Source organism: Micromonospora sp. CPCC 205739 (assembly GCF_036906795.1).
Taxonomy (GTDB): domain Bacteria; phylum Actinomycetota; class Actinomycetes; order Mycobacteriales; family Micromonosporaceae; genus Micromonospora.
Map to the genome: position 1 here is coordinate 151316 of NZ_JBAKHS010000004.1, position 12521 is coordinate 163836.

10 protein-coding genes are annotated in these 12521 nt (G+C 73.4%); 4 read left to right on the plus strand and 6 right to left on the minus strand.

The genetic code is table 11. The features are described 5' to 3' along the window. Window positions 1–141: 141 nt before the first annotated feature. Both V6U88_RS08945 and V6U88_RS08950 read right to left on the minus strand, forming a co-directional pair. The gene (locus tag V6U88_RS08945; protein ID WP_334451495.1) at window positions 142–1047 is read right to left on the minus strand and encodes a M56 family metallopeptidase; all 906 of its coding nucleotides are present in this window, start codon (window positions 1045–1047) and stop codon (window positions 142–144) included. Between the two features lie 10 nt (window positions 1048–1057). After that, entirely contained in the window at window positions 1058–1489 is a 432-nt protein-coding gene (locus tag V6U88_RS08950; RefSeq protein WP_154939648.1) for a BlaI/MecI/CopY family transcriptional regulator, read from the minus strand. Window positions 1490–1761: 272 nt separating this feature from the next. Between V6U88_RS08950 and V6U88_RS08955 the strand changes: the two genes are divergently transcribed. Continuing rightward, entirely contained in the window at window positions 1762–5190 is a 3429-nt protein-coding gene (locus V6U88_RS08955; protein ID WP_334451497.1) for a fibronectin type III domain-containing protein, read from the plus strand. A gap of 3 nt (window positions 5191–5193) precedes the next feature. Here the strand turns inward: V6U88_RS08955 and V6U88_RS08960 are convergent, their stop codons facing one another. Genes V6U88_RS08960 through deoC form a run of 3 tightly spaced genes read right to left on the minus strand, consistent with a single transcriptional unit; the run spans window position 5194 to window position 8406 of the window. Next, window positions 5194–6018 (minus strand): aldehyde dehydrogenase family protein, encoded by an 825-nt coding sequence (locus V6U88_RS08960; RefSeq protein WP_334451498.1) that lies wholly within the window; start codon window positions 6016–6018, stop codon window positions 5194–5196. Continuing rightward, window positions 6011–7441: an aldehyde dehydrogenase family protein gene (locus tag V6U88_RS08965; protein ID WP_334451500.1), complete on the minus strand. Its 1431-nt coding sequence runs from the start codon at window positions 7439–7441 to the stop codon at window positions 6011–6013. Before V6U88_RS08965 ends, V6U88_RS08960 begins: the two co-directional genes overlap by 8 nt. A gap of 5 nt (window positions 7442–7446) precedes the next feature. After that, entirely contained in the window at window positions 7447–8406 is a 960-nt protein-coding gene (gene deoC, locus V6U88_RS08970) for a deoxyribose-phosphate aldolase (protein ID WP_334451502.1), read from the minus strand. A gap of 137 nt (window positions 8407–8543) precedes the next feature. Here deoC and upp point away from each other — a divergent pair, with 137 nt between their 5' ends. From upp to V6U88_RS08985, 3 genes are all read left to right on the plus strand, one after another. After that, window positions 8544–9176: a uracil phosphoribosyltransferase gene (upp, locus tag V6U88_RS08975; RefSeq protein ID WP_334451503.1), complete on the plus strand. Its 633-nt coding sequence runs from the start codon at window positions 8544–8546 to the stop codon at window positions 9174–9176. A gap of 240 nt (window positions 9177–9416) precedes the next feature. Then, a complete protein-coding gene (locus tag V6U88_RS08980) occupies window positions 9417–9989 on the plus strand; it encodes a VanZ family protein (RefSeq protein ID WP_334451505.1) in 573 nt (190 codons plus the stop codon). Between the two features lie 81 nt (window positions 9990–10070). Then, complete coding sequence (locus tag V6U88_RS08985; RefSeq protein WP_334451506.1) at window positions 10071–10748, plus strand: GOLPH3/VPS74 family protein; 678 nt, start codon at window positions 10071–10073, stop codon at window positions 10746–10748. Between the two features lie 90 nt (window positions 10749–10838). Here the strand turns inward: V6U88_RS08985 and V6U88_RS08990 are convergent, their stop codons facing one another. Beyond that, complete coding sequence (locus V6U88_RS08990) at window positions 10839–12506, minus strand: phospho-sugar mutase (protein WP_334451508.1); 1668 nt, start codon at window positions 12504–12506, stop codon at window positions 10839–10841. Window positions 12507–12521: the final 15 nt, after the last annotated feature.

The following is a 12521-nucleotide window of genomic DNA, read 5'->3' on the forward strand; positions in this document are numbered from 1 at the left end:
ACTACGTGTTGTCGTAGACGATGTTACGACAGGTCGTAGTAGACGTGGCGGGTTCGCCGCCCAGGTCCCAGGAAGCGCAGCCGGCGCAGGGGTGCGCGAAGTCCCAGAGGGGAGCGGGGGTTGCCGGCAGAGGGGCCGGCGTCAGCTGAGGAAGAGGGAGACCGGCAGCGCGACCAGGGTGGTCGACACCGCCAGCGCGGCGGCCCCGATCAGGCGGGGCGGCCGGTCGGCCACCATCAGCCGCTGCACCCGGGCGTCCAGGTCGCGGTCGCCCATGCCCAGCGCGCCCGCCGGGGTGATCCGGTCACCGCAGGCGGCGAAGCGGCGCAGCGCGCCCGCCAGCGGCGCCTCGTCGTGCAGCTCGCGGGCCTTGTCGTCGGCTCGCATCTCGACCAGCAGGGCGACCCGCTCGTGCGCGTCGCGCACCCAGCGGAACCAGGGCAGCGCCCGGCAGAGCGCGGTGAACGGCAGCAGCACCAGGTCGTGCCGCTCCTGCGCGTGCGCCCGCTCGTGGGTGAGCACCGCCGCCAGTTCGGCCCGGTCGAGCAGGTTCAGGGTGCCGGCGCTGACCACCACCCGGGGCCTGACCCCGGGCAGGCAGTACGCCGCGGCGCTCGGGTGGTCCAGCACCAGCGCGCCCGGCACGGTGGGATCCCGACGGGCCACCAGGGTGAGCAGGTCCCGGTGCCGGCGCTGGGCGCGAACGCTGGCGTGGACGCTGCGCACGGTCGTGGCGAGCAGCACCGCGCCGATGCCGAAGCCGACGCCGACCAGACCCAGGTGCTCGGCGCCCAGCCCGGCCGGGAGGGTGCCGTGGCTCAGGTCGGTGGCCAGGGCGATCAGGGCGCTGCCGGTCGGCCGGTCGTACGCCGCCAGGCCGAGCGCCATCGGCAGGCCCATCGCGGAGAGGCCGAGCGCCAGCCCGACCGCCTGCCAGCAGACGATCGCCACCCGGGGGGCGCGCCACGTCCAGGTGGACCCGGCGAGGACCTGCGCGGTGAGGTAGCAGGCCAGCATCGACACGGCGAAGTGCACGGCGAAGGCCACGGCTGCCGCCCTACCTGTCCGTTGCCTCGTCGGCGAGCCGGGCCCGGCCGGCCCGCGGGTCCTCGACCCGGTCGGTCAGCCCGGCCTCGGCGCCCAGCGCCGCGCGGAGCACGTCCGCCTCCGTGCCGGTGACCGAGCGCGCGAAGCGGACCAGCGCGGCGTCCCGGCTCCCGCCGAGGTCCAGCGCGTCCAGCATGAGCTGGGCGATGTGCGCCTCGCGGCTGGCCGCGGCCCGGTAGCGCCAGGCCCGCCCCTCCCGCTCCCGCTGCACCATGCCCTTGCCGGCGAGCCGGTCCAGCACGGTCATCACCGTGGTGTACGCCAGCTCGCGGCCGTCCAGGGCATCGGCGACCTCGCGCACGGTCACCCCGTCCGACGTGGCGGGAACGGAGTCCCACAGCACGTCCATCACCGCACGTTCGAGATCACCAAGCCGAGTCACGCCGCCAATCCTACCTCCCGTAGTAGGTGATCGGCCGGGCCCGGGGTGCCGGTCGGCCGCAACGGCACGAACCAGTTGATCGCCCGTCGGCGCGCGGCGGACGGTCGGGCGGCCGGGCCGGCCGATCAGTGCGGTGCCGGCGACAGTCGATCGATGCCGGCCGTAGCCGTTCAGCCCGACCTGATCGGTGGCGCTGTCCTGTGCCGGACCACCGCCTTTCCGACACCGCTTCCGCCTGATAGACGATCTCTAATCTGCCCAAGGAGGCGACCATGAGGGTTCGCGTTCGCTGCCTGGCCGTGGTGTCGGCCCTGGCGCTGCTGGTACCGCTCGGCGCGACGCCGGCGGCCGCGGCCGAACCCGCCGCCCCCACCGGCGTGGCCGCCGAGGTCGACGGCCTTGCCGTCCGGGTGAGCTGGACGCCCCCACCGGACACCACGGGTGTCACCGGGTACCGCGTCAGCACGGATCCCGCCGGCCTGTCCCTCGACGTCCCGGCCGGCGCGAACCAGGCGGTACTGGCCGGGGTCCGGCCGAACACCGCGTACGTGGCGCGGGTGGCGGCGCTGGCCGGCACCGACGTGTCGCCCGCCACCCCGGCGGACCGCGCCGTCACCGTCACCGCCCCGGGTGGCTCGCTCACCGCCGTCCCGCCGGCCCGGCTGCTCGACACCCGGTCCGGGGTGGGCGCGCCGACGGGGGCGACCCGGCAGGTGACCCTCGCCGTGACGGGCCGCGGCGGCATTCCCGCGACGAACGTGGCGGCCGTGGCGCTGAACGTCACCGTCACCGGGCCGGCGGGCAACGGCTTCGTCAGCGCGTACCCGGGCGGGACGGCCCGGCCGACGGCGTCGAACGTCAACTTCCTCAAGGGTCAGACGGTCTCGAACCTGGTCGTGGTGCCGGTGGGAGCCAGCGGCACCGTCGTCCTCTACTCGTCCGTCACGACCCAGCTGGTGGCCGACGCCGCCGGGTGGTTCACCACGGCCGCCTCCGCGTCACCCGCCGCCGGCCTGTTCCACGGACTGAGTCCCGCCCGGCTCGCCGACACGCGCAGCGGCCTCGGGGGCGCCACGCCGGGGCCGGACGGTCGGCTCGACCTCCAGGTGACCGGCGCCGGTGGGGTGCCGGCTGCCGGTGTGTCGGCGGTGGTGCTCAACACCACCGTGGCCGGGTCGACCGCCGCCGGCTTCGTGACGGCCTTTCCGATGGGGCAGCCACGACCTACGGCGTCCACGGTCAACTTCGCGGGCGGGCAGGTCGTCGCCAACCGGGTGATCGTGCCGGTGGGCACCGACGGCAGGGTGAGCTTCTACAACCGGGCCGGCTCGACTCCGCTCGTCATCGACGTGACCGGCTGGTTCAGTGACGGCTCGGACCCCTCCGCCGGCGGCGGCTACCTGGCCAGCGTGCCACCCACCCGGGTCGTCGACACCCGCGTCGGGCTGGGCGCCCCCAAGGCGCCGGTCGCCGCCGGTGCGTCACTGCCGGTCGCGGCGGCCGGCCAGGCGGGCCTGCCACCCGCGACCGCACCGGTCCCGCCGACCGGGATCATCGCCAACGTCACGGCCGTCGGGCCGACCAGCGCCGGCTTCCTGACCGTCTACCCGTCGCTCACCGCCCGATCCGACGCGTCCGACCTCAACTTCACGGCGGGCAGAACCGTGCCCAACCTCTCGGTGGCCCCGCTCGGTACCGACGGCCGGATGCTCGTCTACAACCGCGCGGGCGACACGCACGTCCTGGTCGACGTGGTCGGCTACTTCCTGGGCGACAGCGCGGCGCCCAGCAGCACGCGGCAGGCCCAGCCCGGCGACGTCGAGGCCGTGACCGGCGCGCCCGAGGGCACCCGCGAGGTCGTCCTGGCACCGCAGGCCACCGTGCCGAAGGTCGGCGAAGTGCTCACCGCCGGCGTGGCCCCGGCCACCCCGGACGGACTGCTGGTGAAGGTCACCGACACGGGCACCGACGAGCAGGGCCAACCGGTTCTGACCACCGAGCCGGCGACCCTCCAGGAGGCCTTCGGCGCCGGTCACTTCTCGGTGTCGGCGCCGCTCTCCGCCGAGGACGTCGTCCCCTCCGGCGCGGCGGTCGGCCCGGGTCGGGCGGCACTGACGCCGGACCGGATCCAGCGCCGCCTCACCGGGGCCGAGTCGGTCAGTGCGGTGGGGCAAGCGATCAACAAGGCGGTGAGCTGCTCGGGCGGTGGCTCGGTCAGCGTGGTCGGAAGCGTCAGCGTCAGCCCGTCCGTCGACCTGTCGGTCGAGTGGGGCTGGTTCAGCGTGAAGTCGGCGACCTTCACCGGCACCCTCACCCAGGACGCCTCGCTGACCGCCACCGCGAAGGCGGCCAGCGGCTGCAAGCTCGGCCCCGTGGCGCTGCTGCCGACCCCCGTCCGGTTCACCCCGATCACCTTCAACGTCGGGCCGGTGCCGGTGGTGGTCACGCCGCAGCTGCAGTTCTACCTCTCCGCCAGCGGCACGGTCAGCGCGGAGGTCACCGCGGGTGCGACCCAGCGCGCCTCCGGCACGTTGGGGCTGTCCTGGTCCGACGCCGGTCTCCGCCCGATCGCCCAGACCAGCAGCAGCTTCACCTACACGCCGCCCACCCTCTCCGGCGGAGCGTCGTTGACGGCGAGCGTCGGCCCCCGGCTCGAACTGTTCCTCTACGGGTTGGCCGGCCCGTACCTGACGGCCGGCATCACCGTGGAGCTCGCGGCCAACCCGGCTGCCGAACCGTGGTGGACCCTGACCGGTGGCCTGGACGCGGGGGCGGGCATCGCCCTGCCCTCGCTCAACTTCGACAAGAGCAACCCGTCGATCCTCCGCTACCGCAAGGTGCTCGCCCACGCTCCCTGGCCGCAGCACCTGTACGCCGTCGAGTGCCTGAGCACCGACTGCTTCACCACCCTGCGCCTGGTGCAGACCGACGACCGGGGCGGCGCGAAGCGACAGATCGGCGGCACGTTCACGGGCGGGCCGAGCCGGCTGGCGGTCAACCCGGCCGGCACCGAGGTGGTCTACCAGCGGATGGCGAGCCGCGGGATGACCCTCTTCGTCCGCAACGTCGCCACCGGGCAGGACCGCCAGCTCACCTACCAGGATGCGCGGTGCAGCGTGGACACCTTCGACGACTACCCCGTGTGGTCCCCGAACGGCGCGACCATCAGCTTCAGCCGGAGCAGCAGCTTCGGGAACTACACCTGTGCCACGGACGGGATCTACGTCGTGCCCGCCGGGGGCGGCACACCGACCCGCGTCTCCACCAGGCGGTGGGACGGGCCGCCGTCCTGGAACCCGTCGACCGACCGGTGGGCGATGACCACCGCGACGCAGCCGCCGACGCTGTACACGAGCGCGACCAACGGCAGCGGGAAGAAGACCCTCTACACCGGGTCCAGCAGCGACGGTTTCAGCCCCGCCGCGTGGTCACCCGACGGCTCGACGATCGCCTTCGGCACCGACTCCGGCCGGCTGTACGGGTACTCGCCGGCCGGCGCCAGGCTGTGGAGCCTGACGCCGGCCAACTACTGCACCGGCTACCCGGTCGCCTGGGCCCGGGACAGCGAGTCCGTGTTCTACCTCGGCTGCCAATCGGGTGACCGCTCCCGCACGATCTACCGGGTCAACGCGTCCTCCGGCTCGGCGCCCTCGCCCATCACGTTCGACCGCAAGATCGTCGCGTTGGCGGTGGGCCGTTGACCCTCAGACCCCCTTGGGGTGCCAGACCGTCTTGGTCTCCAGCAGGGTGGTCATCCGGGTGATGCCCGGGTCGACCGTCCAGTCGTGGTCCGCCGGGGCCGGACGCAGCACCCGCTTGAGGTTCTGCGCCGCCGTGACCTCCAGCTCCGCGGCGAGCGCCGCGTCGGTCACCCCGGTCAGGTCGATCGCGTTGACGTCCATGTGCGCGGCCAGTGCCGGCACCGTCTCGGTGATCTTTCCGGTGAGCAGGTTGACCACGCCGCCGGGCAGGTCGGAGGTGGCCAGCACCTCGGCCAGGGTCACCGCCGCGAGGGGCTGCGTCGGCGAGGTCGCCACCACCACCGTGTTGCCGGTGACGATCGCCGGGGCGATCACGCTGACCAGGCCGAGCAGCGCGGGCGTCTCGGGGGCCACCACGGCCACCACGCCGGTCGGCTCGGGCGCGGACAGGTTGAAGTACGGGCCGGCGACCGGGTTGGCCCCGCCGTACACCTGGGGGAGCTTGTCGGACCACCCGGCGTACCAGACCCAGCGGTCGACCGCCGCGTCCACCTCGTCGCCCGGTACGCCGAGCGCGACGAACTGCTCGCGCCGGCCCTCCAGCATCTCGGCGACCCGGTAGAGGATCTGACCCCGGTTGTACGCGGTCGCGCCGGCCCACCCCTTCACGGCGGCGCGGGCGGCGACGACGGCGTCCCGCGCGTCCTTGCGAGAGGCCAGTGACACGTTGGCGTCCTGCACGAGATACGACCGCCCCGACTCGCTGCGTGGGAACTTCCCGCCGATGAAGAGCTTGTACGTCTTGCGTACCGCGACCCGCTCAGACATTGAGGTAGCCCTCCAGCCCGTGCCGGCCGCCCTCGCGACCGTAGCCCGACTCCTTGTAGCCGCCGAACGGCGAGGTGGGGTCGAACTTGTTGAACGTGTTGGCCCAGACCACGCCGGCGCGGAGCCGGTCGGCCATCCAGAGGATCCGGGATCCCTTGTCGGTCCAGATCCCGGCCGACAGCCCGTACGGCGTGTTGTTCGCCTTCTCGACGGCCTCGGCCGGGGTGCGGAAGGTCAGCACCGACAGCACCGGGCCGAAGATCTCCTCGCGGGCGATCCGGTGCGCCTGGGTGACCCCGGTGAAGATGGTCGGCGCGAACCAGAAGCCGCGCTCGGGCAGCTCGCACGGCGGCGACCAGCGCTCGGCGCCCTCGGCGGACCCGGCGTCGGAGAGCTCGCGGATCCGCTCCAGCTGGGCGGCGGAGTTGATCGCGCCGATGTCGGTGTTCTTGTCCAGCGGGTCGCCGACCCGCAGCTGGGCCATCCGGCGCTTGAGCGACTCCAGCACCCGGTCGGCGACGTTCTCCTGAATCAGCAGCCGGGAGCCCGCGCAGCAGACGTGCCCCTGGTTGAAGAAGATGCCGTTGACGATGCCCTCGACCGCCTGGTCGATCGGGGCGTCGTCGAAGACGATGTTGGCGGCCTTGCCGCCCAGCTCCAGGGTGAGCTTCTTGCGGGTGCCGGCGACCGACCGGGCGATCGCCCGGCCGACCTCGGTCGAGCCGGTGAAGGCCACCTTGTCCACGCCGGCGTGCTCGACCAGCGCGCGGCCGGTCTCGCCCGCGCCGGTGACGATGTTGACCACGCCGGCCGGCAGCTCGGCCTGCTGGCAGATCTCGGCGAAGAGCAGCGCGGTCAGCGGGGTGGTCTCGGCCGGCTTGAGCACCACGGTGTTGCCGGCGGCCAGCGCCGGGGCGATCTTCCAGGCCAGCATCAGCAGCGGGAAGTTCCACGGGATGACCTGCGCGGCGACGCCCACCGGCTTCGGGTCCGGCCCGAAGCCGGCGTACGGGAGCTTGTCGGCCCAGCCGGCGTAGTAGAAGAAGTGCGCGGCGACCAGCGGCAGGTCGACGTCGCGGGACTCCTTGATCGGCTTGCCGTTGTCCAGCGACTCAAGCACGGCCAGCTCGCGAAAGCGCTCCTGGATGATCCGGGCGATCCGGTACAGGTACTTGGCCCGGTCGCGGCCCGGCATCGGACCCCAGACCTTCTCGTACGCCGTCCGGGCGGCGCGGACCGCGCGGTCCACGTCCTGCGCGCCCGCCTCGGCGACCTCGGCGAGCACCTCCTCGGAGGCGGGGTTGATGGACTTGAAGCTGCCGCCGTCGGTCGGGTCGACGAACTCGCCGTCGACGAAGAGCCCGTACGAGGCTTTGATATCCACCACCGAGCGGGACTCGGGGGCGGGCGCGTATTCGAACATCACTCTCAGTCCAGGGTGAAGTAGTCGGGACCGGAGTAGACGCCGGTCGTCAGCTTGGTGCGCTGCATGAGCAGGTCGTTCAGCAGGCTGGAGGCGCCGAAGCGGAACCAGTCCGGGTCCAGCCAGTCCGCACCGACGGTCTCGTTGACCATGACCAGGTACTTGATGGCGTCCTTGGTGGTCTTGATGCCGCCGGCCGGCTTCACGCCGACCTGCCGCCCGGTGGCGGCGCGGAAGTCGCGGACCGCCTCCAGCATCACCAGCGTCACCGGCAGGGTGGCCGCGATCGGGACCTTGCCGGTGGAGGTCTTGATGAAGTCGCCGCCGGCCAGCATGGCCAGCCAGGAGGCCCGCCGCACGTTGTCGTAGGTGGCCAGCTCGCCGGTCTCCAGGATGACCTTGAGGTGGGCGTCGCCGCAGGCGGACTTGGTGGCCACGATCTCGTCGTAGACCTCCTTGTACCGCCCGGCCAGGAACGCGCCCCGGTTGATCACCATGTCGATCTCGTCGGCGCCGGCCTCGACGGCGGCCCGGGTGTCGGCGAGCTTGATCTCCAGCGGCGCCTGGCCGGAGGGGAAGGCGGTCGCCACGCTGGCCAGGTGCACGCCGGACCCGCGCAGCACCTCGGCCACGTACGGGACCATCGCCGGGTAGACGCAGACCGCGCCGACGTGCGGGCAGCTCGGGTCGGCCGGGTCGGGGCGCAGCGCCTTGGCCGCGAGCGCCCGGACCTTGCCGGGGGTGTCCGCGCCCTCCAGGGTCGTCAGGTCGACCATCCGGATGGCGAGGTCGATCGCCTGGGCCTTGGCGGTGGTCTTGATGGAGCGGGTGCCGAGCTGTGCCGCCCGCTGCTCCGCGCCGACCTGGTCCACGCCCGGCAGGCCGTGCAGGAAGGTCCGCAGAGCGGTCTCGGATCGTCCCAGCTCGGAGAGGTCCGACCGGGCCGACGTCGTTGTCGCCGTCATGCCCCGAATACTACGCATCCTGACGCGGGGTGATCTTGGTCACGTCGGGCTCCGCCGACGCTTCCGCACGTGAGCGGGGTCGCTGGTCGCCCCGCACCCGCAGTGCCGGGTCGGGCGGACCGGTAGGTTGAGCGATCGTGGACGTACACGTCATTGACCACCCGCTCGCCCAGTCCCGGCTGACCGCCATGCGGGACGCCCGCACCGACTCGTCGTCGTTCCGGGCCGCGCTGCACGAACTCACCACCATGCTGGTGTACGAGGCCGCGCGCACCTTCCCGGTCGAGAAGTACCCGGTGCAGACCCCGGTCACCGGCACCGAGGGCACCCGCCTGGCCAACCCGCCGCTGCTGGTGCCGGTGCTGCGGGCCGGTCTGGGCATGGCCGACGCCGCGCTCGGCCTGCTGCCGGAGTCCTCCATGGGCTTCGTCGGCCTCGCCCGCGACGAGGAGACGTACGAGCCCCGCGCGTACATGGAGTCGCTGCCCCGCGACCTGACCGGCCTGCCGGTGCTGGTGCTCGACCCGATGCTGGCCACCGGCGGCTCGCTGGAGCACTGCTGCCGGCTGCTCGCCGACCGGGGCTGCACCGACATCACCGTGCTCTGCGTGCTCGCCGCCCCGGTCGGCATCGCCCGCCTGGAGCAGTCCGGCCTGCCGTTGCGCCTGGTCACCGCGTCGATCGACGAGGGGCTCAACGACAACATGTTCATCGTGCCGGGCCTCGGCGACGCCGGCGACCGGCAGTTCGGCGGCATGCCCCGGTTCTAGTCCGTCCCCGTGCGGGGGGAGCACTCGTCGTTGGCCGTGACGTGCGAGGTGGCTCCGTGGCGTGACGCTACCGGTGGGCCTGTGGGTGGGAGACCGTTGACCGTCCCACCCGCGGAGCCCTCTTGTCGCGCCGGCGTCGTGGTTGTCCGTCGTGACGCGTCCGCCGTCGCGGCGGCCCGCGCTCGTGCGATCTTGTCCCCTCGGTCGCACATCGCAATCTTGATCATGCTGGGAGGCGCCGTGTCCGGCGTGCTGTACGAGATCTCCGCACTGGCCGTGGTGCCGCCGTTGGCCGTCGTGCTCAGCCTGGGGGCGTGGCTGGTGCTCCGGCGCCGCGGCGCACTGTCTGCCCGGCGGCTGCTCGCCTGGTGGGTGACCTGCTGGTACCTGCTGGCCGTGGTGGCCGTGACGCTGTTCCCGTTGCAGGTCGCCCTGGGTGCCTACGGCAACAGGAGCCCCTGGTACGAGAAGATGAACTTCATCCCGGTTCTCACCATCGACCCGACGACGTTCGTGCTCAACATCATCATGTTCGTCCCGCTGGGTGTGCTGCTTCCCCTGGTCACCCGGGTCCGCGGTGTCCGGCACGTCGCCCTCGTGTCGCTCACCGTCAGCGGCGTCGTCGAGATGCTGCAGTTCCTCAGCAACGTCCTGGTCAGCAGCGGTCGCCTGGCGGACCTCAACGACCTGCTCGCCAACACGCTCGGCGGGGTGCTCGGTTTCCTGGCCTGGCGGGTCCTCGGCGGACCGAGCACCGCCGAGCGGTTCATGAACCCCGACCGCGCCCCGCAGGTGCGCCAGCCGGTGGGCTGACGCCGCCGTAGTGGTGGAGTCGACACCCCCGGGGGCGCGGATTCGCGCGCGCGGTGCGGGCACCCGCTAGCGTCTGCGGCTATGACTGGTGTTGCGCTCGCCGAAGAGCTGCTGCTGCTGGCGTACGACGACGAGACGGGCCGGGCCACCATGCCCCGGATCAGCCTCGACCTGGGGATGGCCGCGGCCGTCCTGGTCGAGCTGGCCCTGGCCGGGCGCATCGCGTACGCCGACGGGTCCCTGACGGTCACCGACCCGACGCCGGTCGGCGAGCCGATCATCGACGGGGTGCTCGGCCGGATGGCGGCCGACACCCCGCACACCCCGTCCTCCTGGGTGCAGCGGCTGCGGCACGGCCTGCGCGACAAGATCCTCGGCGACCTCGTCGCCCGAGGCGTGGTCCGCGACGTCGAGGAGACCGAGCTGGGCTTCATCGTGGTGCACCGCTACCCGGTCGCGGACACCTCGGCAGAGGACGACGCCCGGCGGCGGCTGGCCGAGGCGCTGGCCGGCGATCAGGTGTGCGACGAGCGGACCGCCGCGCTGGCCACCCTGGTCGCGGTGCTGCGGATGGAGCCGGCGCTCGGTCTGACCGGCGACGCGGCGGTCGACGCCCACCGGCGCCTGGAGGAGATCGCCGGCGGCGCCGGCTTCTCCGGCAACGTCAGCCTCGACGACTCGGTCGTCCGCCCCAGCGTCGGCCTGGTGGTCGCCGCCCTCGCCCAGGCCGTGGACCAGGCCCTCGGCAAGCGCGCCTGACCCACTCCCTCGCCTCGTTGATCAAGAGGTTTGCGTCAACCGGAAGCGCTTTCCGGACGCAACCTCTTGATCAACTCGGCAGGGCGGGGGTCAGAGGCCGAGGGCCGCCGCGATCTCGGTGCGGAGCGCGGTCACGGCGGCCTGCGCGCGGGTGCGGGCCGCGGCGACGTCGCCGTCGGCGACCGGCTCCACCACCTCCAGGTACGCCTTGAGCTTCGGCTCGGTGCCCGAGGGGCGGATCACCACCCGGGCGGCGTCGGTGCGCAGGATCACCACGTCGGAGGCGGGGAGCAGGTCCTGCGCCTCGCCGACCGGCTGCCCGAGCAGGGTGGTCGGGGTGGCCGCCCGGATCCGCGCCATCGCGGTGGCGATCTCCCGCAGGTCCTCGACCCGCACCGAGAGCTGGTCGGTGTGGTGCACGCCGAACTCGGCGGCCAGCTCGTCCAGCCGGTCGGTGAGCGTCCGGCCCTGCGCCTTCAGGCCGGCGGCCAGCTCGGCGACGATCAGCGCGGCGGTGATGCCGTCCTTGTCGCGGACGTGCTCCGGGGCGACGCAGTAGCCCAGCGCCTCCTCGTACCCGAACACCAGCGGCTGCGCCCCGCCGCCGGCCCGCACGATCCACTTGAACCCGGTCAGCGTCTCGTCGTACGGCAGGCCCCGCGCCGCGCACATCGCCCGCAGCAGCGACGACGAGACGATCGTGGTGGCGTACAGGCCGGTGACGCCGCGGCGCATCAGGTGGTCGGCGAGCAGCGCGCCCACCTCGTCCCCGCGCAGCATCCGCCAGCCGGTGCCGCCGTCGCGGACGACCACCGCGCAGCGGTCCGCGTCCGGGTCGTTGGCGATCGCGATGTCGGCGCCGGTCGAGTCGGCGAGCGCGACCAGCCGGTCCACCGCGCCCGGCTCCTCCGGGTTGGGGAAGTGCACGGTCGGGAAGGCCGGGTCCGGCTCGGCCTGCTCCGGCACCACACCGGGCACCGGGAAGCCGGCCCGGGCGAAGGCGGCGGTCAGCACCGCCCCGCCGACCCCGTGCAGCGGCGTGTACGCCACCGCCAGGTCGCGCGGGCCGTCCGGGGTGACCACCGCGGCGGCCCGCTGGACGTACGACGCCACCAGGTCGTCGCCGAGCACCTGACCGGACGGGCCGAGCGGCACCCCGGCCAGCGGGCCGACCGCCCGGATGGCCGCCTCGATGCCCGCGTCGGCCGGCGGCACGATCTGCGCCCCCGCCCCGAGCGCCCCACCGAGCTGGGCACCCAGGTAGACCTTGTAGCCGTTGTCCTGCGGCGGGTTGTGGCTGGCGGTGACCATCACCCCGGCGACCGCGCCGAGGTGCCGGACCGCGTACGCCAGCACCGGGGTGGGCAGCGGCCGGGGCAGCAGCAGCGCGGGCCGGCCCGCGCCGGTGGCCACCTGGGCGGTGCGCTCGGCGAACTCGCGGGAACCGTGCCGGGCGTCGTACCCGATCACCAGCGGGCCCTCGCCGCCCTGGGCGGCGAGCCAGCCGACCAGCCCGGCCGCGGCCTGGGTGACCACGGCGAGGTTCATGCCGTTGGGGCCGGCGCGCAGCGGGCCGCGCAGCCCGGCGGTGCCGAAGGTCAGCGGCCCGGCGAACCGGTCGGCCAGCTCCGGCGCGCTGTCCGGCAGCCGGTCGAGCACCGCGCGGAGCTCGTCACGGCTGGCCGGGTCGGGATCGTCGTCGAGCCAACGCCGGGCCTGGTCGCGAATGTCGTCAAGGTCAGTGGTTTCCGCCGCCATTGCCTATGGATAGCA